The 24603-nt window shown below is 42.5% G+C and carries 26 protein-coding genes; 11 read left to right on the top strand and 15 right to left on the bottom strand.

What is annotated here, in order from left to right:
* Window positions 1-52: 52 nt before the first annotated feature.
* From KKZ03_RS05875 to KKZ03_RS05865, 3 genes are all read right to left on the bottom strand, one after another.
* Window positions 53-1261, bottom strand: coding sequence for an exo-beta-N-acetylmuramidase NamZ domain-containing protein (locus tag KKZ03_RS05875; protein WP_243220592.1), 1209 nt, complete (start codon window positions 1259-1261; stop codon window positions 53-55).
* On the bottom strand, window positions 1258-1836 hold the full coding sequence (locus tag KKZ03_RS05870; RefSeq protein WP_243220591.1) for a DOMON-like domain-containing protein: 579 nt from the start codon (window positions 1834-1836) through the stop codon (window positions 1258-1260). The genes KKZ03_RS05875 and KKZ03_RS05870 overlap by 4 nt, the downstream gene beginning before the upstream one ends.
* A gap of 107 nt (window positions 1837-1943) precedes the next feature.
* Window positions 1944-3620 carry a hypothetical protein gene (locus KKZ03_RS05865; RefSeq protein WP_243220590.1) on the bottom strand — a complete coding sequence of 559 codons (1677 nt, stop codon included), beginning with the start codon at window positions 3618-3620 and terminating at the stop codon, window positions 1944-1946.
* Between the two features lie 184 nt (window positions 3621-3804).
* Here KKZ03_RS05865 and KKZ03_RS05860 point away from each other — a divergent pair, with 184 nt between their 5' ends.
* Window positions 3805-4764 carry a sensor domain-containing diguanylate cyclase gene (locus tag KKZ03_RS05860; RefSeq protein WP_243220589.1) on the top strand — a complete coding sequence of 320 codons (960 nt, stop codon included), beginning with the start codon at window positions 3805-3807 and terminating at the stop codon, window positions 4762-4764.
* Window positions 4765-4988: 224 nt separating this feature from the next.
* On the opposite strand, the gene KKZ03_RS05855 is transcribed toward KKZ03_RS05860, so the two are convergent.
* From KKZ03_RS05855 to KKZ03_RS05840, 4 genes are all read right to left on the bottom strand, one after another.
* A complete protein-coding gene (locus tag KKZ03_RS05855; protein WP_243220588.1) occupies window positions 4989-5498 on the bottom strand; it encodes a VPLPA-CTERM sorting domain-containing protein in 510 nt (169 codons plus the stop codon).
* 12 nt (window positions 5499-5510) lie between these two features.
* Complete coding sequence (locus tag KKZ03_RS05850; RefSeq protein ID WP_243217090.1) at window positions 5511-5891, bottom strand: transposase family protein; 381 nt, start codon at window positions 5889-5891, stop codon at window positions 5511-5513.
* A complete protein-coding gene (locus tag KKZ03_RS05845) occupies window positions 5845-6348 on the bottom strand; it encodes a transposase family protein (RefSeq protein WP_243217091.1) in 504 nt (167 codons plus the stop codon). Before KKZ03_RS05845 ends, KKZ03_RS05850 begins: the two co-directional genes overlap by 47 nt.
* A 681-nt stretch (window positions 6349-7029) precedes the next feature.
* Window positions 7030-8061 (bottom strand): AI-2E family transporter, encoded by a 1032-nt coding sequence (locus tag KKZ03_RS05840; protein ID WP_243220587.1) that lies wholly within the window; start codon window positions 8059-8061, stop codon window positions 7030-7032.
* A gap of 294 nt (window positions 8062-8355) precedes the next feature.
* Between KKZ03_RS05840 and KKZ03_RS05835 the strand changes: the two genes are divergently transcribed.
* Window positions 8356-8757, top strand: coding sequence for an Hsp20/alpha crystallin family protein (locus tag KKZ03_RS05835; protein ID WP_243220586.1), 402 nt, complete (start codon window positions 8356-8358; stop codon window positions 8755-8757).
* A 9-nt stretch (window positions 8758-8766) separates the two neighbouring features.
* Window positions 8767-11175: an endopeptidase La gene (gene lon, locus KKZ03_RS05830; protein ID WP_243220585.1), complete on the top strand. Its 2409-nt coding sequence runs from the start codon at window positions 8767-8769 to the stop codon at window positions 11173-11175.
* Here lon and KKZ03_RS05825 read toward each other — a convergent pair whose 3' ends face one another.
* The 6 genes from KKZ03_RS05825 to KKZ03_RS05800 form a co-directional block, all read right to left on the bottom strand.
* Entirely contained in the window at window positions 11176-13128 is a 1953-nt protein-coding gene (locus tag KKZ03_RS05825; RefSeq protein ID WP_243220584.1) for a DUF3488 and transglutaminase-like domain-containing protein, read from the bottom strand.
* 4 nt (window positions 13129-13132) lie between these two features.
* A complete protein-coding gene (locus tag KKZ03_RS05820; RefSeq protein WP_243220583.1) occupies window positions 13133-13315 on the bottom strand; it encodes a hypothetical protein in 183 nt (60 codons plus the stop codon).
* A gap of 43 nt (window positions 13316-13358) precedes the next feature.
* Window positions 13359-13739 (bottom strand): transposase family protein, encoded by a 381-nt coding sequence (locus KKZ03_RS05815; protein ID WP_243217090.1) that lies wholly within the window; start codon window positions 13737-13739, stop codon window positions 13359-13361.
* The gene (locus KKZ03_RS05810) at window positions 13693-14196 is read right to left on the bottom strand and encodes a transposase family protein (RefSeq protein WP_243217091.1); all 504 of its coding nucleotides are present in this window, start codon (window positions 14194-14196) and stop codon (window positions 13693-13695) included. The genes KKZ03_RS05815 and KKZ03_RS05810 overlap by 47 nt, the downstream gene beginning before the upstream one ends.
* Window positions 14197-14277: 81 nt before the next feature.
* Window positions 14278-15012: a DUF58 domain-containing protein gene (locus KKZ03_RS05805; protein WP_243220582.1), complete on the bottom strand. Its 735-nt coding sequence runs from the start codon at window positions 15010-15012 to the stop codon at window positions 14278-14280.
* On the bottom strand, window positions 15009-15914 hold the full coding sequence (locus tag KKZ03_RS05800) for a MoxR family ATPase (RefSeq protein WP_243220581.1): 906 nt from the start codon (window positions 15912-15914) through the stop codon (window positions 15009-15011). The genes KKZ03_RS05805 and KKZ03_RS05800 overlap by 4 nt, the downstream gene beginning before the upstream one ends.
* A gap of 133 nt (window positions 15915-16047) precedes the next feature.
* Between KKZ03_RS05800 and KKZ03_RS05795 the strand changes: the two genes are divergently transcribed.
* The 4 genes from KKZ03_RS05795 to KKZ03_RS05780 all read left to right on the top strand — a co-directional run bounded on the left by KKZ03_RS05795 (window position 16048) and on the right by KKZ03_RS05780 (window position 19894).
* Complete coding sequence (locus KKZ03_RS05795) at window positions 16048-16386, top strand: TraR/DksA family transcriptional regulator (RefSeq protein ID WP_243220580.1); 339 nt, start codon at window positions 16048-16050, stop codon at window positions 16384-16386.
* Between the two features lie 142 nt (window positions 16387-16528).
* Window positions 16529-18676: an AMP-binding protein gene (locus KKZ03_RS05790; RefSeq protein ID WP_243220579.1), complete on the top strand. Its 2148-nt coding sequence runs from the start codon at window positions 16529-16531 to the stop codon at window positions 18674-18676.
* A 292-nt stretch (window positions 18677-18968) separates the two neighbouring features.
* Window positions 18969-19334, top strand: coding sequence for a hypothetical protein (locus tag KKZ03_RS05785; RefSeq protein WP_243220578.1), 366 nt, complete (start codon window positions 18969-18971; stop codon window positions 19332-19334).
* Window positions 19335-19549: 215 nt separating this feature from the next.
* A complete protein-coding gene (locus KKZ03_RS05780) occupies window positions 19550-19894 on the top strand; it encodes a cold shock domain-containing protein (protein ID WP_243220577.1) in 345 nt (114 codons plus the stop codon).
* A gap of 243 nt (window positions 19895-20137) precedes the next feature.
* Here KKZ03_RS05780 and prsR read toward each other — a convergent pair whose 3' ends face one another.
* The gene (gene prsR / locus KKZ03_RS05775) at window positions 20138-21493 is read right to left on the bottom strand and encodes a PEP-CTERM-box response regulator transcription factor (RefSeq protein WP_243220576.1); all 1356 of its coding nucleotides are present in this window, start codon (window positions 21491-21493) and stop codon (window positions 20138-20140) included.
* 422 nt (window positions 21494-21915) lie between these two features.
* Between prsR and KKZ03_RS05770 the strand changes: the two genes are divergently transcribed.
* The 4 genes from KKZ03_RS05770 (at window position 21916) to KKZ03_RS05755 (ending at window position 23615) form a co-directional block, all read left to right on the top strand.
* Window positions 21916-22233, top strand: a complete 318-nt coding sequence (locus tag KKZ03_RS05770) for a hypothetical protein (protein ID WP_243220575.1) — start codon at window positions 21916-21918, stop codon at window positions 22231-22233.
* A 241-nt stretch (window positions 22234-22474) separates the two neighbouring features.
* Window positions 22475-22696 (top strand): ribbon-helix-helix protein, CopG family, encoded by a 222-nt coding sequence (locus KKZ03_RS05765; protein ID WP_243220574.1) that lies wholly within the window; start codon window positions 22475-22477, stop codon window positions 22694-22696.
* Window positions 22697-22701: 5 nt separating this feature from the next.
* Window positions 22702-23019 carry a hypothetical protein gene (locus tag KKZ03_RS05760; protein ID WP_243220573.1) on the top strand — a complete coding sequence of 106 codons (318 nt, stop codon included), beginning with the start codon at window positions 22702-22704 and terminating at the stop codon, window positions 23017-23019.
* A 371-nt stretch (window positions 23020-23390) separates the two neighbouring features.
* Window positions 23391-23615 (top strand): hypothetical protein, encoded by a 225-nt coding sequence (locus KKZ03_RS05755; protein ID WP_243220572.1) that lies wholly within the window; start codon window positions 23391-23393, stop codon window positions 23613-23615.
* 348 nt (window positions 23616-23963) lie between these two features.
* Here KKZ03_RS05755 and KKZ03_RS05750 read toward each other — a convergent pair whose 3' ends face one another.
* Complete coding sequence (locus tag KKZ03_RS05750; RefSeq protein WP_256452008.1) at window positions 23964-24488, bottom strand: IS5 family transposase; 525 nt, start codon at window positions 24486-24488, stop codon at window positions 23964-23966.
* Between the last annotated feature and the right edge of the window lie 115 nt (window positions 24489-24603).

Below are 24603 nucleotides of genomic sequence, written 5' to 3'. Positions count from 1 at the left end.
TGAATAAAAAAACCAGCAAGCTGGGTATATTATTCTCGGGAAATCACCTAAGTTATTCTTGATACAACAAAAACGGCAGGCGTGCTTGTTCCCAAGCCAGCTCATCCATTCTGGTAATCATCTCCAAATCTTCCGGCATGGCAGCAGCATCATCGACCCATTCGCGCAACAGCGGTGAACCGTTAATAACGTCGATGGCCAATCGATCAAGCTCATACTCGTAGGGAAAATCCCGCCACAACCGGTAATCCGGTTGCTGGCGACGTAGCGCTTTAAACGCCAAGGCTTGCAAGCGCCAAGGACGAAAAGCTGCATGATCGTAAGCGCCATCTTCCACATGGATTTGCACACCGGCACACAATTTACCTGCGTACTTATGAAAAGTCGGTTCAAACCAGCATTCACGCAGACGACAACCCGCCAACCATTGTGGAGCAATATCGTGCATAATTTTAATAAGCGCTTTGGCATCGATGTCCGGTGCGCCAAATAATTCCAGTGGTCTAGTCGTGCCACGACCTTCGGAGAGCGTTGTACCTTCAAGCATTACAGTTCCCGCGTAACAGCGAGTCATCGACAGATTCGGTGCATTGGGGCTAGGGTTGATCCAACTACGCTCACCCAGCGGCCAGCCATAACCAGGCCCTGATTCCGGTTGCCAGTCTTGCATTCTGATAACCTGACAATCGACATCCAGCGCCAAGATAGCAATAAACCAGTGTGCCAACTCACCCATCGTCAACCCATGGCGCATCGGCATCGGGCCTGCACCGACAAAGCTTTCCCAACCTTTCCGTAATAGTAATCCTTCTACAGGCCGTCCGGCCGGATTAGGCCGATCCAGTATCCACACCGTTTTTTGGTGCGCTGCAGCCGCTTCCAGGACATAACGCAAGGTCGTGATAAAAGTATAAATGCGGCAACCGAGATCTTGTAAATCAACCAACAACACATCAAAGGTATCCATCATTACATCGGTCGGACGACGAACTTCGCCATAGAGACTAAATACCGGAATACCCAGCACCGGGTCAATAAAATCAGGGGATTCCATCATATTATCTTGCTTGTCACCGCGCAGTCCATGCTGAGGGCCGAACGCCGCACTCAGTTTAATGTCGGGTAGAGCGGCCAGCGCATCCAGTGTATGCGTCAAATCCTGCGTAACCGAGGCCGGATGCGCCAATAACGCCACGCGTTTTCCCGCCAGAGGTTTGCGCAATGCTGAATCTTCAAGTAAACGGTCAATACCAAATTTCATATTTTTGTGGGTAAACTCTGGTTAAATAACGCAATAAATCCCGCGCGATGATGAAAATCAGGGTGAGTTTCCGGGTGGCGTAATGCCCAATAAGAACGACTACCGTCGCTCACCTTGATCACTGCGGTCAAACCTAGCTGAAACGGCTTGCCGGTAATATTTTCGGGCAAGTCGACCGCAGCGATAACGGCTTCCAGTAACAACTGCTCACTCGTCTTAATAAAATGAATAATCGGTGCCTGACTAATCAGCCATGCACTACGTATCCGATAGCCGCTAAAGGCATACGCTGCCCACTGCCCGGATGGTGAAAAATTAAACTCATGATAGTTTGCGTCACCCTCTACGGCAACAAACACCTCAAAACAGGTATGTTCCCATAAGCCATCAACCGCCAAAGAGAGTCGCGGTGCCGGAATGTCTATTTGCGGCAAATCACCGGTCAATTGAAAGCGTAAATGTAAAGCGCCCTGGGGCTCTGGCTCAACGTTAACATGCAGACTCTGCACGACATTGGATACTGCGCCACCATGGCAAATAAGCTTATTGTTACCCGTTACTTTTTTCGATTGCATCGCAAACCAGTCAATTTCTCTGTTAATGATTCAATGTATCAGCATCAATTATATCCTGATCTGCAAAAAAGGTAAGCATGGCAGGTCCTTACCAGGCTGAAACTTGTCTACGACTGTTTGGCCAGAAAGCTCCGCTTGACAATAAAGATAGCCAGCATTGGCAAAGCCAGACTTAGCAACATAACCGTGATAAATAGTTCGCCTAATTGGCTGTAATCTGCTGATACCGTTACCTCGCCGGATGCTGCCTTCACTTCTCTGGTAATTAAAAAATATTGATTAAGCGCTTTCGTTAATAGCTGTGAAAGCGATAAAGCCAAATTGACAAACGCGGCCATCACCGCAAAATAAGTTGCTTTAAGTCGTTCTGGCGCTGAATTGGCAATCCAGGCCAGCATGGGAATCATGGCAATTTGCCCCAAAGGCGATTCCAGTGCGGTATCGATCAGAGCAATAAATCGGGCATCGACAACCCCGCCGGTATGTGCCTGCGTCCATTCATGGACACCATAAAACAGGGCAATATTTGGCACATAAAGTACTGCCAAGGCAACGGTAAGAACGGCAATAATAGTGGTTATCGAACGCTCGGCCATAAAGCGCCGAAACAGGAACATCCCAAACAGAGTCAGCGCACTGCTGATCAAGGATAATTGCGACAAAAACTGCTGATCAAAATCAAGCACGTCAATCATCCACCAAGTCTCGCCTGCCCCTGAAGTTGGTACTGCACGAAAGGCAAAAATGACAAATGCCGTACCAAACAACTGCTTTCTTTCACGGACGCCAAGCTCTTTCGTCAACTGCCACATCAAGAATAAGACGATGGACAAAGATCCGGCAAACACTATCTCCTCATTATTTTGCACATCGGCCAGACCCATAACAGCCGCAAACAAGGTAAAACCGAGCCCTCCGCCTAATAGCCACCAATTAATCTCCGGTAGTTCCGTTGACGACCGCCCCAACATGCGTTCAATGTCTGTAAACTCATAGCCTTTAGCGGCAAGCTTCCATTCCTGTTGAGAGCGTTGCCAGGAAGACAAAAAAACCCCAAAAACTGAAATAAATGGAATCAGTAATGCCCAATCATAAATACTGATATAAACCGCCGTTTTTTCCACAGCAGTCATCGTCGCTACGCCACTAAACATGTAGACATTGGCGGCAGCGACCATCAACGTGCCACCGATAATGGACACTCGCCCCAAAGTCTGCATAGTCGTATGCGCCAGCAGAATTTGCTCTTGTGTAATCGGCTTTCCATCTTTATCAAAACGCGCTACCGCTTCTACAGTCATGGCATCGGCGACAATATCCTGCATGACATAACCGATGGGAGCCAATAATGATGCCAGGATATACCAGGCTTCTGCGGGCATCAGATTAGTCATATAATCAAGATCTGCCAGCAAATTGGTCATGATCAGTAAACTTACGGTAATCAATCCGGCACCCAGATAAATCAATCCGGCCTTATAGCGCCAGAGTAAATCCACCAAATGACCCAGTGGCATTTTCAATGCCCATGGCAACATCACCCAAAAGCTTAAAGTCGCCAAAAATTCTGCGGATAACCCGAGATATTCCTTAACAAAAAAAGTACCGACAATCCCTGTTAAGCCTGACAAACCGGCCGCCATATAAACCATCAGCGGCGGCACATAACTCAAGCGCATCTGTCGGGCAAGATCGTAAATATTGCGATCCATCCAGTGATGCCATAGTTGCAACAGCTTGGTAGCCGTTGATATGCCACTATTGTTTGGGGATTGTCTGGACATAAATTATCCTGATAGGTCAGTTTGATTAATTATCATAGCCTATTTTAGTTTAAGGGAGGCTGATAAGTTATATAAATGAATTAGAATATACCTGAGACTTACATTCAAATATCTGTTGTAAGACGTTGGTATCCTTTCCCGTAACAAATTGAAGTTAAAAATAATGATGGAAGTGGGAAAAGAAATGGAAAGTGACAATAGTGTATACAAAACCCTGTTGGAATCCACAAAAGCAATTCCATGGAAACTGGACTGGAATACCATGCAGTTCGCTTACATCGGACCCCAGATAGAAAGCTTGCTGGGCTGGTTACCTGCGAGTTGGGTGAGCGTAGAAAACTGGGCAGAAAGAATGCACCCCGAAGACAGAGACGAAGTTGTTAATTTTTGCGTTGCTCAATCACAAGCCGGAATCGACCACGAGGCAGATTATCGTGCACTTACCAAGAATGGCGATTACGTTTGGATCCGTGATGTGGTGCATGTAGTTCGTAACGAAGAAGGTAGTGTTGATTCTCTGGTCGGATTTATGTTTGACATCAGTGAGCGGAAAAAAAATGAGGAAAAACTACTTGGCCTCCAGAAAGAACTACATGAATTTTCTTTTAAAGACGGATTAACCGGCGTCGCCAATCGACGCATGTTCGATTCTATTATGGAAGTGGAATGGGTCAATGCAAAACGTAATAATCAACCGCTTTCATTAATCATGTTCGATATTGATTATTTTAAGCAGTATAACGATCAATATGGGCATATTCAGGGAGATGATTGTTTAAAGCGTGTAGCAAAAACCCTAAATTCGGCTGGAACTCGGCCTCGAGATTTTTTTGCCCGTTTTGGCGGAGAAGAATTTGTGTTGGTTCTACCCGAAACGGATGCAAAATCAGCTAAAATGGTGGCTGAAAGATGCCGCAGCTTGATTTTTAAAAAACAGATACCTCATGAAAAGTCCCTGGTTAGTCAAATACTGACCGTCAGCCTTGGAGTTGCTACCATTATTCCAACTCATGCAGATGAACTAATAGGCTTTATTGACGAAGTAGACAAGCGGCTTTATCAGGCGAAGCAAAAAGGCAGAAACCGTATGGTTTGTTCGCATAGTTTTTTTACATCAGGAGCAATAAGCGATTTTAGCCATTAAAATTTGATGATGAGTTTTACAGGTATGCATTTCCTAAAGAATGTCATTATGTACGCTATAATTTTTGAATGTCCGTTATAGTCATACAGGTTCTATTAATATTTCATCAAGATAAATCAGCGGGGATATATCGTTTTATCTAGTGTTCAATTACTTTTAAATCAGCAGGATATAAAAAAGCCACCTTTTATGAGATGGCTTTAATCCTTGGCGTAATATCAGTTTTAAGCTTGAACCTTTTTACGCATTGCACCAAAGCCCAGCAAGCCAGTAGCAAACATCCAGATTGCTGCTGGAACGGGTACTGCTGAAGGTTGTTGTGTCAAACTGATATTTTGCAGAAGGTTAAAATAGGGATCGTTCCCACTTACGAAACTTAGCACTGTAGAATTACTCGTGGCAAGTAGATCAGTGAAAGTATATGTTGTGGGAGTCGTGTTAGGAGTTGTAATTGTCTGAATCGCGGTACCATTCCATATAGATTTGAAAATCAAACCTGCTTGATTTGTCACTGTGGAGAACGTATAGGATAATGTATATTTATCTCCTGCTATTGTGTTTATAGCTTGAGAAAAAGTATCGGGATTGTTTTTATACGCGCCGTCATACCAGCCTTGAGCACTCAATCCATAATTATGGATTGGACTGATTATTGTCCAACCTGTGGCACCTTGACTGAAATCCCCGTTATTTACCAAATTGGATGCTTGGGCTTCTACAAATCCGACAAACATTAGACATCTTTCCTAAATACAGCCATAGCGTAAGTTAACAAGAGCAGCCACTAAATTCCATGTCAAGGAGTAATGCTTGTGTTTGCCCCGATAAACATCTTTGGCAATCCTGAAAATTTTGCATCGGCGATTAACATGCTCAATAAAAATACGCTGTTTTGATAGTGCCTTATTATCGGCTTTGTCTTCTGCCGAAAGCGGTTGGCCTTTTTTCTTTTTAACCGGTAGAGTCGAGTTCTGATGGTGTTTCTTTATCCCTTGGTATCCGGAATCCGCCAACAACAGGGCATCAGGATGTAACAATAGACGGCTATCTTTGAAGATCGAAAAATCATGCTGTTGACCTTTACCTATCACTACGGAGAGTATAGTCATCGTCAATAGGCAGATCACGAGTTGGACTTTGATCGTGTGGCGTTTTTTTTCCTGAAAAGTACGCTTTCTGGTTTTTAACAGGGCGCTCGATAGGCTGCTCCGAAACATCAATGACCACGGTAGCTGCGGGATCTTCCAACAGTGCTTTGCGGTTGGGCAGTTTTTCGATTTTGATCAATAGTCTTACAGTGCGAGTATAGATTTTATGGCAATACGATTCGCTGATGTCGAAGACCGCAGCCAGATTTATCAACGTCGGATAGTGACGAAGATAATAGAGTGTCAGTAACAAGCGGTCTTCCAAAGCCATCTTGGAGTCTTTTCGTCCCCGTCTAGTCAGTGGATTAAGGACTTTTTGTTCGTCCAGGTAAGTCACCAGCTTACCGTGAAGATGCAGAAAATCTTCTGGTGACAGGCCGACAGTCCTTAAAAATTCTTCAGGCTTGTGTCTTGGCAATTGGGCATAAGGAGTCATGGCTATCCGTGTTTTCAGAGGTAGATCGCTATTTTAACCCTATCAAAGCCAAATTCTATGTCAATTATTTAGGAAAGATGTCTATTATCAAAGCTACTATTAATTTCTTGGTCATTTTATCTAATTCCTTTATTTAAGTTACTCTAAAAAAATAGCCACTCTCATTATGAAAATATTAAAAAATAAAATATTTTTAATAAAGCTTGGTGATAATTACTATTTACAGAGGCATAAATATATAATGTATCTTTTTTATCTACAATTTATTAATTGTAACAAAATGTAACAACTCAATATAATTGACTTAAGTAATATCTACCTTATCTGCAATATAGTCAGTGATGCTGGAATGGACTTGCCGAAGTCACGGAATACACGCCAGAAGTACTCTCTGATTAAGTATAACAACAAATGATTCGTCTGATGCGCCGCGATTTTTTGAACCCGAAAACAGATCGTTTATGATAAGCCAAAATATCTTTTAGAGTTTTTTGCTCGCGCTTCGGGTTACTAAAACATACAAAAAAATAATTATTTTATAAACATGCTCTTGACACGCTAAAGTCAAACGCCTGCTCAATTATTAAAAAACCCATGGAAGCTTGGGCTTAAGGCATTAATATCCTTTCCCGTAACAAAAACGATTTTAGCCGTTAATTGCCACTGATTTAGATCGACGATTCAGCCGATCTCCTCGCCAACCCGAGGAAGATAAAGCTCCACATATAAAACTTTAATAATGGCAAAGAACGGAGGAGCAAGGAAAACGCCGACAATACCAAGCCATGAGCCCAAAAGTAAAATAAAAATCAGCAGTGGTACTTCAGGTAGCTCAACCTGACCTTTCATGAGCATTGGAAGAATAATATTACCCTCGATCTGTTGGACGATAACAAAAACAGCAATAACCCAAATAACCAGCGAGGGTTCGGATGTCAAGGTAATCAGTGATGCGCAAGCGAGGACAATCAGGGTTCCGAGATACGGAATAATGCCAAATATTGCCGTAAGAAGTCCATATAAAGCCCAATAATCGACACCGACAAGCCATAAACCAAACGCTGTCATAAAGCCCAGAATAATCATGTCTATCATTTGTGCACGAAACCAGAGTCTGAGTGTTATGGCACATTGACTGAGAATAGCGCTTGCTTTATCCCGGGAATTTTCAGGAAAGGCACGAACAACTGCCGCAAAATAAGTATCCAGAGAGACCGATGTGTACAGACCGATAATCAAAGCAAACAGAAATCCGCTGGTTGCGGAAAAGCTGTTTTGCAGACCCTTTAAAAAAAATGCTGCAATACTTTGTGCGGTAGCGGCAACATTCAGACCTTCAAGCTGAGCCTGGACTGCCGAATGTTTTATGAAAAGTGACGAAAGCCGACTCTTTAGATTCGCTGAAATTTCTGGTATGCGCTCGGAAAGGTTTTCTGCTTGATCCGAGACCAAGTACCAAATGCCAAAACTTGCTCCACCAATAACAATAATAAACACAATAAGACAAAGTAGGGCGCTCATGGCCCGAGGGATATTAAATCGGTATCTTGCAAAGGAAAGAATTGGCGCAACCAATACGCCAAGCCCAATTCCTATCAATGACACAAGAACAATGAATAAAGAATAGTAAAGAAGAATAAGTGTGGTTATTGAGAATATCCCAAAAAGTATAAGTTTTACTTTCATCCAAAAGTCTGAATTTGTTTTTTCCATTATATTAAACATCCTTTAAAAAACAGGGTACTACGCTTATGTGAGCCGCAAAAATTATCAATAATACTAACATGTTCAAATCTGAATGACAGCATCCAGATATCTCCCATCTTTAATGGCCGGCAGAATTTGGACAACTGCCGGTTGCGTTAATGGCTGAACATTTTAAACAAAATTAATATTCATCAGCTATAGCCAACATAGTCATTGACTCTTTGAAAAAAAAGCTTAAATTAAATCACCATAGCTTTAAGCCTAGTGACTTGTGAATCGACAACCTAAGATAAACACCTTATGCCAATACGTGATCTTGAAACCTGGATGTGGGCGGAAGCTTGCGAAATAGTGGATCGGGCTGACAGGCTGCACCGACAATTCTTTAGACCTGCAGTTATTAACGTCAGGCACCCCACGTGGGAGCCGCCGGTTGATATCTACGAAACCAATTATGAATTCACAATTATGATCGCACTACCTGGCGTTGCCCCGGAACATCTAAGCGTAACTCTGGAAGGTAATCATTTAATGGTAAACGGGCAGCGGCGTCTACCTGTCAACTCAGAAGCGCATATTCGGCGTCTGGAAATTCCCTATGGACGCTTTGAACGGCGCATTGAAATGCCCGCAGGCCATTTTGAAATTGGTACTCGTGAATTTGTAAACGGTTGTTTATTAATTTCATTGCGGAAAATATAAGGATTTCTTATGCATATCAAGGATATAAAAAACAGGCTGCTTGGGTTATCAATGGATACGGAAGAGTCAAATCAGGAGATAAAGCAGGAAACTCCGTTGTCATCCCCACCTATTCCTGATGATGCACTGATTATTGTACCCATGCGAGGTACCGTACTTTTTCCGCAAAACGTCTCTCCCCTGGTGATAGGTCGCATACGCTCTGTTGCAGCAGTGCAGCAAGCAGTACGTTCCGAGAAACCGATCGGCCTGATCATGCAACTACGTGACCAGGATGAAGAACCTGAGGGCGATGATCTCCATACAGTTGGTACTGTAGCGGAAATTTTGCGCTACCTGACGGCTCCTGATAACTCCCATCATGTCGTTTGTCAGGGTGTACAGCGCTTTCGGGTAAAGGAATTTTTGCCGGGCTACCCATTTCTTGTCGCCCGTATCGAGCTTTATGAAGAGCAGGAAATAAGCTCCAAGGATGTGGAAGCGCGAGTCATAACACTCAAACAAAAAGCACTGGAAGTACTGGCGCAAACGCAACAAGCACCTAATGAACTGATAGGGGCTATTCAATCCATTACCTCACCAACAGTGTTGGCCGATCTGATTGCCAGTTACCTGATTTTAAAACCTGAAGAGAAACAAGAAATACTGGTTCTGTTTACCATACAGGAACGTATTGACAAGCTTCTGGAGCTGCTTAATTATCGGCTTGAAGTATTAAAACTTTCCAACAAAATTAGCGAGAAAACCCAGGAAACCATGGGTCAGCAGCAACGTGAATTCGTGTTGCGGGAGCAAATGAAGGCTATCCAAAAGGAATTGGGTGAAGGAGAAGGACATACTGCCGAAATTGAAGAAATCAGTAACGCCATTAGTGCAGCCAAGATGCCTGAAGAGGTAGAAAAACAAGCACGCAAGGAACTCGGGCGCTTACAGCACATGCCGGATGCCAGTGGTGAATACTCAATGATTCGCACCTATCTTGATTGGCTGACAGAATTGCCTTGGTCGGTCGCGAGTACAGGCGCTATTGATATAGCAAAAGCGAGGGAAATTCTTAATGAAGATCATTACGGCCTGGATAAAATAAAGCAGCGAATACTCGAATTTTTGGCTGTGCGCAAACTGAATCCGAATGGCAAAAGTCCTATTTTATGTTTTGTCGGACCACCAGGAGTCGGCAAGACTTCTTTGGGACGCAGTATAGCCCGTGCTACCGGCCGTGAATTTATCCGTACCAGTCTGGGCGGCACGCATGACGAAGCTGAAGTCCGTGGGCACCGACGCACTTATATTGGCGCGCTGCCGGGTAATATTATTCAATCCATTCTGAAAGCAGGCACCAATAATCCGGTATTTATGCTTGATGAAATGGATAAACTCGGGTCAGGATTTCAGGGTGATCCCTCTTCAGCCTTGCTGGAAGTATTGGACCCGGAGCAGAACTCAAGCTTTCGCGATAATTATCTTTCCGTGCCATTTGATCTAAGTCATGTCATGTTCATTGGCACGGCCAATGTACTGGACAGCGTACCAATACCGCTGCGCGATCGGATGGAAGTCATCGAATTATCCGGTTATACCCTGGATGAAAAAGCACAGATAGCAAGGCGTTATCTGGTAAACCGGCAATTGGAAACAAACGGTCTCACCGCAGAACAATGTTCCATCACCGACCAGGCCATAGAAACCATTATTCAGGATTATACCCGCGAAGCCGGTTGCAGAAATTTGGAACGTGAAATCGGCTCGGTATTTCGCCGTGTAGCCATGCGTATTGCTGAAGGTATTATCGTTAATGAGCAAATCGATAGCGAACAACTTCCCGGGATTCTGGGACCAAAAAAATTTGAAAGGGACGTCGCCATGCGCACCAGTGTTCCGGGCGTTGCGACAGGACTGGCGTGGACTCCGGTTGGCGGCGACATTCTTTTTATTGAAGCCGCCCGTGTTCCCGGAAACGGCAAGCTGATTCTTACCGGACAATTGGGCGATGTCATGAAAGAAAGTGCCCAGGCTGCATTAAGTCTGGTTAAGTCACGTGCCCATGAGCTGGGCTTATCCCAGGAAATGTTTGAAAAAAATGACATTCATGTTCATGTACCGGCAGGTGCGATTCCTAAAGATGGCCCCAGCGCCGGTGTCGCAATGTTCACTGCCCTTTATTCCGCGTTTTCTGAACGGATTGTACAAAACGATATTGCCATGACCGGGGAAATTAGTTTGCGTGGACTGGTATTGCCGGTCGGCGGCATTAAAGAGAAAGTCATTGCCGCTGCCAGGGCAGGCATAAAAACAGTCATGCTTCCGGCACGCAACCAAAGAGACTTTGAAGAAATACCTGAAGCGGTAAGAAATCAACTACAGTTTATCTGGCTCGAAAAGGTTGATGATGCATTAAAAATTGCCATGGAAAAGTGATTAAATTTTAAAGCTTTTAACCCGTTTTTTGAATAACTTAAAATCATCAGGGGTTGGATTTTTACCGTAATGTAGCTTGATAAAAAGATCAGTAATCTGATCAATCAACGTTGCTTTTTCAGGCAACTTTATTTTAACTCTCCCGGCAAAATCTTTAGCCCCTTCACATGGGCCTCTGAGTAAGCCACGTTTGGCAATTTTCTGACAAAATCGATTATAAAGCCGCACTACCGGATCAATGGCTTGTTGTTTTTGATATAACAACAACCAACTTAGCAGGGCAGTTATTAAACCTATGCTTCCAACCATCCAGTAAAGCATGGCTTTGATGTCAGTAATGCCTAAGGATGACAAGAATCCGGATTGGTTTTTATTATCGTAATTAATAACCCAACGTTGCCAGTGATAGTCAATATTGCTCCACAATTGGCGACTCTGTTTTAGCCAGTTAAAAGCCGCTTGCGCAGCATCGGTCGGCATATAGTTAATGACGCCCCCAGGCATAAGCTGGTCTATATTGATATTTCGCTCAATTCTTTCCGGTGCAATGGCTGCGGTGGGATCAAATCGAACCCAGCCTTTATTTTCCAGCCAGACTTCTGCCCAGGCATGCGCATCAGCTTGACGTATTTCCAAAAAATTACCGACGTTGTTAAGCTCCCCTCCCTGGTAACCGGTAACCACGCGGGCAGGAATATTGGCAACCCGTAGCAAATAAACAAAAGCGGCGGCATAATGGCTGCAAAACCCGTAACGGGTTTCAAACAAGAAGGTTTCAAGCGGATTTTCTTCCATCAAGGGCGGCGTTAAGGTGTAATGAAAATCCTCCTTTCTGAAATGGTTTAACAACTCGTTAATAAAATAATCGGACGTGCTATCAAATCCGTGTAATTGTTTAACCAGCTGTTTAATTTTGTCAGATGGATCACCTGGTAATTGCGTAGCGTCTTTATATTCGGCACGCGTAATAGTACCGGTGTTATAACCAGGATAAGAAGTGATTTTATATTCAGTACGTTTATCGGGATTATCCAAGGTAACCAGCTGATAATTTGCATTTTGGCTTAACGGCAAAGCATAGTCTGCCGGCATTTCCAGTGCAAAAACCCAATTTTTATCTTGCGGCTCCATTAACAGAGTGTATTGATACGATGACCCGGTAAAAACCGGTTTATTTAAAAACGGCCTGAAACGCAGGTCTTTTACCTGAGTCCACTTTTTACCATCGGTATATGACAAAACCGGCCCTCGCCAATAACGTTGCGCTGGCGGTGGCAGTGCTCCCGTAAATTTAACCCTGAAAACCAGTTCATCCGACATGCCCAAGTCGCTGATAGAGCCAGGTTCCATGCTATCGCTCAAACCGGCTTTAGCTTGATGCTTTTCGTTAAACAGCATCCATTTTGGCGCCTCCACCCGAGGAAACAATATAAACAAAATCACTGCCATGGGGATGGCCTGAACGAGAATAATACCGGCTGTTTTTAACGCTAAAAATGGCTGCGGCTTGGTGCTGTTGAGACAAACCAAGGTCGCCAACAATATACTGCAAACAAATAAAATATAAGCGGCCATCAACAGACTTTGCTCATAAAGAAACTGTGAAGCGGCAACGATAAAAGCCAGATAGGTGATTAAATAAAGATCACGTTCTGACTTAATCTCCAATAACTTCAATGCCAGGGCAGTAACAAACAAGCGGGTTCCGGCATCTCGTCCAAAAACGCCATGATATTGACTATACAGCAGAGCCAGCCCGCAGACTGTCAGAAAAAAAATGACCGATTTATTGGGTAGCCAGTTTTGTTTCCAGATACCGATAAAACGCCAACTTAACAATAGATAAAAAAAAGCGAAAACGGCTTTTGGAATATGGTTAATATGCGGAAAAGCTATCAGCCCGATAGATGCTAATAAAAAAATTAAAATGCGTTTATTTTGGACACTATTCATGCTTTTAAAACAGGGCGAGTGCTTCCAGACACTTTCTGGTGTGTGCCATACCATTATCCGGCGACAACTTTAATCCGGGCAGAGAAAACCCATAGGGTATTCCCATACGCTCGGCATCAATAACCCACCGGCATAACTGGCTTAAGCGTTCTTCGGTATTATGTCCGGGGGCATTATCGTAATTCAACCAGATTTCCTCTGAACTATCGCTACTATATTAGACATCTTTCCTAAATACAGCCATAGCGTAAGTTAACAAGAGCAGCCACTAAATTCCATGTCAAGGAGTAATGCTTGTGTTTGCCCCGATAAACATCTTTGGCAATCCTGAAAATTTTGCATCGGCGATTAACATGCTCAATAAAAATACGCTGTTTTGATAGTGCCTTATTATCGGCTTTGTCTTCTGCCGAAAGCGGTTGGCCTTTTTTCTTTTTAACCGGTAGAGTCGAGTTCTGATGGTGTTTCTTTATCCCTTGGTATCCGGAATCCGCCAACAACAGGGCATCAGGATGTAACAATAGACGGCTATCTTTGAAGATCGAAAAATCATGCTGTTGACCTTTACCTATCACTACGGAGAGTATAGTCATCGTCAATAGGCAGATCACGAGTTGGACTTTGATCGTGTGGCGTTTTTTTTCCTGAAAAGTACGCTTTCTGGTTTTTAACAGGGCGCTCGATAGGCTGCTCCGAAACATCAATGACCACGGTAGCTGCGGGATCTTCCAACAGTGCTTTGCGGTTGGGCAGTTTTTCGATTTTGATCAATAGTCTTACAGTGCGAGTATAGATTTTATGGCAATACGATTCGCTGATGTCGAAGACCGCAGCCAGATTTATCAACGTCGGATAGTGACGAAGATAATAGAGTGTCAGTAACAAGCGGTCTTCCAAAGCCATCTTGGAGTCTTTTCGTCCCCGTCTAGTCAGTGGATTAAGGACTTTTTGTTCGTCCAGGTAAGTCACCAGCTTACCGTGAAGATGCAGAAAATCTTCTGGTGACAGGCCGACAGTCCTTAAAAATTCTTCAGGCTTGTGTCTTGGCAATTGGGCATAAGGAGTCATGGCTATCCGTGTTTTCAGAGGTAGATCGCTATTTTAACCCTATCAAAGCCAAATTCTATGTCAATTATTTAGGAAAGATGTCTATTGTTTACTGAATAAACCCTGCCCTTTGGCAAAGGCTTTCCAGTGTATGTGTTTAATGGAATCTCCTGGCTGATAGCTCTTTAAGCCATAAAAATCATCCGCCCCCTTCTGGCTAAAACCTTTATTGACAGTAGTTGAAGGCATTTCTGGAAAGGGCCGTTCTTGTAGCGATGGTTTTGGATAAACCAGAGCTTTAAGATTAAAGCGTACCGGCGACCAGACCCGAAATAAACCGAATGGATAGGTACTGGAAAGGGTTACTGTTCCGGCTGTGTGCCAGCCTCTTTTTTGCGTTAAAGAATACAGGGTTAGGCAGGTCTTGCTTTGCGGCTTAATGGTAAGGCTTTCGGGTTGTTGCAGTTTAATCTGTAAATTAAAACGCTCCACATCAACCGGATTATTTATATAAATAGTAAACCCGGCAGCTTCTCCGGCAAAAACCGGCTTGCTCTGTCCTTTTTGTAAAACCAGACCCGCCAGCGCTTTATAACTATGCAAAATGGTAATAAAAAAAATACTGGCCAATAAAAAAGTCAGTAGATAGACCAGGTTATTGTTATAAACAAAGGCCATCAACAATAGCAAAGCCGTCAGTATGGCAAAGTTAATTCCCCGATAAGTGGGTAAAATAAAGATACGTCGATGCGTTAATTTTACCGGCTCATCAACGGCTTTCTCGCCACTAAAAAAGCGGCTCAGCTGAAAGCGTTCTTTTAAAGATAACCTATTCAATGGACAGCTACTTTGGCTAAAATGGGTGCCACTATAGCCGCTGAATCATTGTTGCCTGATCGTAAGCGATGGCCGGCTACGGCCGCCAATACGGCTTGTATATCTTCAGGAATGACAGCATCGCGCTGCTCCATAAATGCCCAGGCTTTAGCGGCGTTAAGCAATGCCAAGCCCGCCCTGGGTGAAAGCCCGCAATGATATTCTGATGATTCTCGCGTAAAGCTAATGATGGCCTGGCAATAATCCAGTACGGCGTTGGAGACATAAATATCGGTAACGGCATCCTGCATGTTAATTAGCCGCTCTGGTGTCAGCATGACTGGCAGCGATTCAATCAAACTATGCCGGCTTTGACCTTTAAGTAACAGTCTTTCTGCATCATGATCAGGATAACCCAATTCAATACGCATTAAAAACCGATCTAATTGCGACTCCGGCAAAGGAAATGTACCTATTTGATAAGAGGGGTTTTGGGTGGCAATGACAAAAAAAGGACTGGGTAACGGATAGGTCTTTCCATCAACGGTAATATTTTGCTCTTCCATTGCTTCCAGCAAGGCACTTTGTGCTTTAGGCGTAGCACGATTAATTTCATCAGCCAAAACCATTTGATTAAAGAGAGGCCCGGGGTGAAATTTAAAGGTAAAATTTTTGGCATCAAATACTGAAGCCCCTATAATGTCGGCAGGCAAAATATCACTGGTAAATTGAATCCGCTGACAATTTAAACCCAGCAATTTTGCCAAGGTATTTGCCAGCGTTGTTTTTCCTACGCCGGGAATATCTTCTATCAGTAAATGACCGCGTGCAATCAGGCAACATAATGCCAGACGAATTTTATGCGCTTTACCAAGGATGACCTGATTAGCGGCATCCAATAGATGTTGGGTGTCATTTTGCATAAGGGATGATAGGATACCGAAAGTTATTGTAATTCAACTTTGAGTTAAGGCAATTTACTACGCGGTAATATCGCCTAAAAGCAGAATACAAAACTTAAGAGTGCCTCCATTTTAAAAAAAGAGCAATAGTCTAATGAAAGAATATGATGAAATTCGTAGCCATTTAATTGCCATGCTGGAAGAACTAAATCTTCGACTCACCAGCATCACTAATGATATCAAGCATTCCGACACACCTTTAGAAAAGGACTTTGCGGAACAAGCAACACAAAATGAAAACAATGAAGTAGTGGATTATCTGGGTAATTCAGCCAGAACTGAAATAGAAATGATTAAACAGGCTATTGCGAAAATAGACAATGGCCACTACGGTATTTGCCAGGTTTGCGATAAGCCCATCAATAAAGAGCGTTTAAAAATAATGCCCTATTCTACTTTATGTATTAAATGCGCCAGTAAAAAGGAGCATTAAAACCCGACGGCTTATCGTTTCAAAAGCCGTGAGTTTATCAACTCAGTCTGTATGTTGTGTTATGCGCCCTTTCATAGCCTATATTTAAACCACTTTAAGGAATCTCTTAAAATCCCCATTAAGAGAATGTGAACAGAAATCTATGCTAAAAATATTTTTACGCGGACTACTTACTTTACTCTACAAAGTCGAAGTGACAGGCCTTGATAACTACACCAAAGCGGGAAAACGGGTTTTGATTATCGCTAATCACAGCTCTTTTCTCGATCCCTTATTACTGGGTGTTTTTCTACCCGATGAGATAACTTTTGCAATCAATACCCAGGTTTCACAGCGCTGGTGGTTAAAACCTTTCTTGAGGTTGTCGCGGGTATTTCCAATGGATCCTACCCATCCTTTATCCTTAAAAAATTTGATTCATCATCTTGAAAATGACACCAAAACTGTTATTTTTCCTGAGGGCCGAATCACTGTTACCGGATCATTAATGAAAATTTATGATGGAACCGGTATGGTCGCCGATAAATCCGGAGCCACCATTTTGCCAATACGGATATCGGGTGCCCAGTATACGCATTTTTCAAAACTCCACAGAATTGTCCCTTTACGTTTATTTCCTAAAATCACTATTCATATTTTACCGTCCACGCATATTTCTGCTCCCACGAAACTCAGGGGCAGAACCCGCCGCGCTTACTGTGGTCATCTTTTATCCGATATTATGACTAATATGATGTTTGTCACCAGTCCTTATCGGCAAACCATTTTTACCAGTCTGCTTGATGCCCGAACAATATATGGCGGTAAACACAAAATAGCCGAAGATCTCGATCGTACCCTGTTGTCCTATGACGATTTAGTCATGCGCAGCATTGCCCTTGGCAAAGCCTTAAAAAACATCACGACAACCGGTGAAAATGTAGGGGTTTTTCTACCGAATTCGTCTAAAACCCTTATTACTGTGTTGGGCTTACAACTACATAATCGTATTCCCGCGATGTTGAATTACTCAATGGGTTCAGCCGGTATGCCATCTGCCTGTCAAACCGCGCAAGTTAAAACGGTATTAACCTCGCGTCGTTTTATTGAACTGGGAAATTTAAAGAAAGAAGCCGACCAGTTAAGTAAACAATGTGTGTTGGTGTATCTGGAAGATTTGGCCGAAAAAATTTCCGCATTGGACAAGTTTACTGCTCTGATAAAAAGCAGAACGACTGATATTTGGTATAAAAATAAAAAGTACAACCCTGATAGTCCGGCCGTGATTTTATTTACCTCAGGATCAGAAGGCACCCCAAAAGGTGTCGTGCTTTCCCATGCCAACATTTTAGGTAACCTAAAGCAATTGGAAGCCTGCATCAGTTTTAATGCCAAAGATATAGTACTTAATTTTTTACCCATGTTTCATTCCTTTGGCTTTACCGTCGGCACCCTGCTACCGATTATCAGTGGCATGAAAACTTTTTTTTATCCCACTCCCCTGCATTTTAGCGTTATTCCTGAAATTGCTTATGAAATCCATGCCACCATTATGTTTGGCACCAATACTTTTTTTGCCGCTTACGCCAAACAAGCTCACGCCTACGATTTTTATAATATGCGCTATGTGGTTGCCGGGGCAGAAAAGCTCCAGGAAAATACCCGTCAAATCTGGGCAGAAAAATTCGGCATTCGTATTTTGGAGGGTTATGGTGCCAGCGAAACCTCACCGATAATCTCGGTTAACACGCCTATCTATTACAAGACAGGAACTGTTGGTCGCTTTATGCCTTATATGGAACACAAACTGGAACCGATACCAGGAATTAATGATGCCGGGCAATTGCATGTCAAAGGCCCTAATATCATGTTGGGTTATCTGTTGGCCGACCATCCGGGCACACTGATTCCACCTGAATCGATCTATGGCAAAGGCTGGTATGACACTGGAGATATCGTTCATGTTGATAATGACGGTTTCATCAGCATTCGCGGACGCAGTAAACGTTTCGCCAAAATTAGTGGTGAAATGGTCTCCTTAACTGCTGTCGAGCAATTGGCTATTAATGCCTGGCCGGATGCACATCACGCAGCAATCAGTCTGCCGGATGCAAAAAAAGGTGAACAGATTATTTTAGTTACCACTAAAAAGCAGGTAACTGTCAATGATTTGGCAGCCGCATCGCCTGGGGTTGCCAATATCAGTCTGCCCAGAAAAATTATGCTCGTTGAGAGCATACCCATTATGGCTACAGGTAAAGTCGATTATCCAGCCGTTATGGCTCTGGCAACAGCCAAGCTGTTAAATTAAATGCGACCAATTTGGCAACCGGTAAAACCACACCTTATAGTGTATCTGTCGGACGCAGCGGACAATAATAATTTGGGGCATTTCGATATTTAAACCTTGCACTCGCCCTTGCATACATCAGAGTGAATGGTATATTAACCCGTTAACCAAACTTTTTAGGTAATATCCAAGAATAAAAAAACCAGCAAGCAGGGGTATATTATTCGCAGGAAACCACCTTGGGTTAACCAATAAAAAAATTTGGGGTAGACAGTAAATCTGGCTGCTTTTTCACAATAAAAGGAGAATATAAATGTCTGAAACAATGAAAGTTGTACTAGCTGTTATTGGCGTTTTTGTCGCCGGATTTATTATGGTCGGCGTTAGTAAAGATGAACCCTCTAATGCACAAAAAGAAGCCGCCTCATCAATTAGAAACCTGGTTGCAATACAAACAATGGCAAGTGAGAAATGCCCTGTGATCATTAAAGAAAAAACCGGAGAACAAGTCTATTTTCCCAAGGAAACAAAAAGTGATAAAGATACCTATGTCACGTTAATCTGGGAAGGTGAAAATGTTAAAACAGGCGGTTTTAAAAAAGCCAGTTGCACCGTACTGGGCTCTTTGGGTGGGATTTCTGAATTAATTATTGATGATAAAGTCATTATTAAAAAATAAATCCGGTGCAAAATTCGCCAATTGATTAAGTCTTGTCATTTTTACATGGCTTTAATCAGGGATTTTTTTAACGTATTTTGCCAGACTACTAATAATTCATGTTGTGTCACATTTGAGACGGCTATTACGCATTTTCTACTGGCAACATGAAAGGACCAATCCAAAAAAAGTAAGATCAGAAACCAATATGATTAAACAACAAAGAAGTAACTTTTATGACAAAAAAAATGGTTAAGGGAGTTTTAAAAACGTGGAAAGAAGATAGAGGGTTTGGCTTTATCAAACCGGATGACGGCGGCAAAGACATTTTTATACATATCTCGGCACTAAACGGCGTAAGTCGCAGACCTACAACCGGTGATATTATTTATTACCAGATTGCCAAAGATAATCGGGGCAAATACAAAGCGATTAATGCTCAAATTGAAGGCGTAAGCCTGACAGAAGATATAACAAAAGACTCGTTACAAAGCAGCCGTAGCAAAAAATGGCTAATCGTTATAACTGCGGTGGTACTTATTATTATCGCTGTTGCTGTATTTTTAACAACACAGAAATAAAACAACTATTCGCTACCAGCACCATTAAGGTTTTTCAGTCAAAAAATAATACTTATAAATTTGGCCAGGAGGCTGACCGAGAAGAGGTGTGGTAGCGAGAGGAAGCTTATTTTTTATCAAATTTTTTGGTCATTTGAGGTAAATAGTTGTTCTATTAAAGGAAAATGAGCAGAAAATAGGGTCACAATGGCTTTTTCGCAGTAAATTTTCTTTCTCGGACAATCTCCCTTTTAAATAGTATGGCTATTCATTCACTTGAATTCCATATTTATCGACAAGCATATACAGCGTAGGTCTTGTAATACCAAGAAGTCTTGCGGTACTTGAAATATTGTTATTAGAGTGTGTTAATGCCCTTCTGATTGCCAAAGTTTCTGCACTCTTTCGTACCTCTTTTAAATTAAACGGCATCGAAGCATCAAGGTTATCGTTCAGTTCCATATCCTCAAAGCTGATATTGGTATCGTCAGACATAATCACGGCGTGTTTTATTTTATTTTCCAGCTCCCGAATGTTACCCGGCCAGGAGTAACTTTCAATAGCTTTTACCGCCTCTTTGCTAAAACCTTTGATTTTCTTGTTATTTAATTTACAAAATTGTCTTAGAAATGCCGAGGCGATGGCAATGGCATCGCCTTCTCTTTCTCTTAAGGGAGGAATAGAAATAGTTACTTCACTAATACGATAATATAAATCAAGCCTGAATTTACCTTCATTAATTAGCGCCTGCAAGTTTTGATGGGTAGCACAAATGATACGTACATTAATAGGTATCTCACGCCTTCCACCGATTCGTTCTATCGTTCTTTCTTGAAGAAAACGTAATAACTTCGATTGCAGGGAAAAAGGCAGGTCACCAATTTCATCTAAAAAAAAGGTACCGTTATGGGCATATTCAATTTTTCCTTTGGTTTGTTGGGAAGCGCCGGTAAAAGCGCCTTTTTCATAACCAAACAATTCGCTTTCAAGGAGATTCTCAGGAATGGCAGCGCAATTGACGGCAATAAAAGGCTTGTTTCTACGATTACTCAAACCATGAATGGCTTTAGCGAGCACCTCTTTACCTGTGCCGCTTTCTCCCAGTAATAAGGTAGTAATATTGGTTGGGGCAATTTTTTCTACCTTGCGGGAAAGTTCCTGCATCTTTTTACAGGAAGCGATAATTCCCACTAAAGATTCTGATTTTTGTTGTTGTAGCGTCAAATGCTCCTTCTCCAGTTCACTGAGTTGAAAGGCGCGCTCGATAATCAAGTTTAGAATATCGATATCAACTGGTTTTTGATAAAAATCATAAGCACCCATTGCTACTGCCTCAATAGCATTTTCCCTATCATCATTTCCGGCAACAACAATAACCTTGGTTGCAGGTGCAAGCTCCAGAATTTCCTGGAGCGTCTTCATGCCCTCGCGGGCATTGGCGGTGTCGGGAGGCAAGCCTAAATCCAGCGTGACAACTCTGGGCATATAACGCCTCAAAGCGGTAATGGCTTCATTTTTATTGCTGGCGATTACCGTTTGATAACCTTCAAAAGCCCATTTTAATTGTTTTTGCAGTCCCGGATCATCCTCAACAATAAGTAAAACTTTCCTATGATTCAATTCATTACCTTCTTGTTATTCCTGGTTAATTTTTTCTATTTATCCTGAATAATAATTTTTCCAAAAAAACAAGCTACTTAGGCTTAAATTTATAAGCCTTGAATAGCACAAACATGCCTTAATCATAGTAAATTTTCAGCGTTTTAATATACGCAAGATTTAAAAATCCGTTTTTTGGACACACAAGTTGATGTTAGTCGCCAGAAAAAGCTTTTCCCTAAAATTGTTTAACCGATATTCTCATAATAAAATTGTGTTTTTTGTCTCATGCCATCCTGTTAATTGATATTAATGATCGCTATAGCTTGAATCACCTTGTATACGGTTCATGCGTCCCCATACTTTCATCACTATTAAGCAATATTACGATGAACTGGGTACAATTGTGCCCAGTTGCTCTCATTAAGAAACAGGATAAAAAAATGACTGAAAACCAACCAATCAACAAAGTAACCTACTGGCAACCTTCGGCAGGCAACGCAATCACAGGGATCATTCAAGGCAGTGGCACTTCTAATGACTTACTTTATGACGAACAGAAAACACTGTTTTTACAGGAGGATAACGGTGCGGTTGTCGGTGTTGACCTAAATCGTTATTTAATTCACAGCTTGAAACAGCATAACGCTGCCCTGGGAGATTTAGTCACCATAACTTTTCAAGGCAAAGAGCAGAAAAATAACGGCCGTTCTTTTAATCGTTACACCTTGTTAGTGGATAAGTTTACCAGTCCCGTATAAAAAGCCGCACAGTTAAACCGTTCATGCCAAAATAGCTCCAGCTTGTCTCTTTTGTTTCCCAAGCTCCGGCTTGGGAACCCGCTAAGTCCCTGTAGTTTTGGCATTGTTATGCATCTTTACCAACACTTTTACAACCGCTCAAGTTTGCGAACTGACAAAAGCAGGTTAATTTGGTGCAAAACAAAAAAAAGCGTATTATTAATGTATTAATAACGCCTTTTTAGTGTAACCGGAGATTAATATGTCAACCACCAAAGAAACAGTCCGCCTCAGCTTGTCCCTGTCACCGGAACTAAATGACCGATTGGAACAACTGGCCGCTTCCGGCCATACAACAAAGACTGAAATTTTACGCAAAGCTATCGCCCTATATGATGTGGTCGCAGAGGCTAAAACGGAAAAGAAACGGCTTGGCATTCTTGATCAGGACAAACGTTTACTGACTGAAATTGTCGGCATCTAAGCCCTGTGAGCGAAGAGTCGAAGCCAATCAACCTTGGCCAACTAATCGACCCCGGCAACCATAAATACGAACTATCAGTTAGTAACGAAGCACCGGAAGATGCTGTCGCCCGTCGTACTGCTGAAGCAGCAGACGCAGAGCTGAAAAGAAAAATAACTTTCTCGTTATTTTGCTTTGCTTTGTTAATAGTAGGTGTTGTCTTTGCGGGCTGTATTTACACCTTCGCTACCGGAGAGGCGGAAGACAAGAAATGGGCATCCGGGATTGTTAGCGCGATTACATCAGGTTTGGTTGGTTTTCTTGTTGGGCAAGGAAAAAAATAAAAGCCGATTGTGACAGGTTATAGAGCAAGTAGCTCTCAAGCGTGACGAGGGCTACAAACCTCGTCACACGCAGGTTAAAAAGTAAGATGGAGCTCTTCCTGAACTAGGTTACCAAGCTAGAGCTTGGTAACCAGCGCTACTCTCATCACGATAAAATCGTAGACAAAGACCCTGCAAGACCTGAAACTGCTTTCAGGCATCGGTGACTAGACTGTGATAAAGATAAACAGGAAGCTGGAGCTTGGGAACCAGCGAATTAAATCGGTAAACGACTGTTTCTTGTTTGCTCCAAAATTTAGTAAATCTGAATTAACCTAATATAACCAAGCAATGCTGTAAATCCTGCTTACTTTGCTATTGATCGCCTTTAAATGGCTACAGATCAAGCCAAGGTTGCAGGGGATGAGGTGCATTCTATTTCCGGAGGAGAGTTGATTGCTGTAAGTCAGATTATATCTGCGGGGGATGATGCCTTCAATACAAGAGATAAAGCCTACCCTGTGTTGGATCATGCTTTCAGTGCTGGTGGTAAAGCCTGTAGGAATTACGGCAACTCTACATCACCGTGCCATATCCCTTCTCCAACACCGATCTAAATACTATCTATTGCATAGCAGCCTTACCCTGCTCTAATGAAGATAAGCCCGACTGTATCGCTGGCTTGATCTGCTATCAGATAGTACTTATCCACTGCCGATTTTTCTTGATAGATGCTGAAATGATAACCCTCTATGCATTGATTTTCAGGCTTTGTCTTCATAATAAGGCGCTTTAGCTTAATTGAAAATTGACTCAAGCGTGACGGGGTTTGTAACTCCGTTACTCATGTTTTTACCCCGCATGAACTAAACAGCTATAGATTCCTAACGCAAACTTTTTGAATAATGGCGATATTAAACATTTGGAACAAGGTTACAAAATCTGTCCTAGGTTCTGTTGACGTTTCACCTCAGCCATAAAAGCACCGAGGAAAATGATAGCATCCCCATGTAATTAATAGCTTTTTTCTCATATCGTGTAGCAATTCTGCGATAGTGCTTGAGCTTACCGAACATACATTCAATGGCATGCCGCTCCTTATAATGCCAATAATCGCACTCAATATCTTCTTTTCGGTTCGATTTAGGTGGGATAACCGCTTTTATTTCACGACTGGCTAACCACTCCCGCAACTCGTTCGTGTCGTAGGCTTTGTCTGCTAAAACGGCTGAAGCATTAACATTTTCCAATAAAGATATGGCTTGCTTGCATTCAGCCTCCTGCCCGCCTGTCAGGATAAATTTGATGGGCATGCCCAAGCCATCACAAAGCGCGTGAATCTTACAACCAAATCCACCTTTGGAGCGCCCAAGTGCTTCATTCTCAGCAGAACTATATGCCGCTCCAGCTGCGCAGGCATGTGCTCTAATAACTGAACCATCCATGGAAACATCTTGTAAATCAGCGTCTTCAGCAAGATGACAGAGAATTTCACCCCATATGCTAATACTGCTACCGCAAATGTAATTAATCTATAAGTTACAGTTAGATACGCAAATAATAAGATAAAGATCAAGCACTATTCTGGTAGAATTTTGAGTATTA

It is taken from the genome of Methylobacter sp. S3L5C (assembly GCF_022788635.1).
Lineage (GTDB): Bacteria > Pseudomonadota > Gammaproteobacteria > Methylococcales > Methylomonadaceae > Methylobacter_C.
Note: the sequence above shows the minus strand (reverse complement) of the source record. Positions and strands in the feature narration are given on the sequence as shown.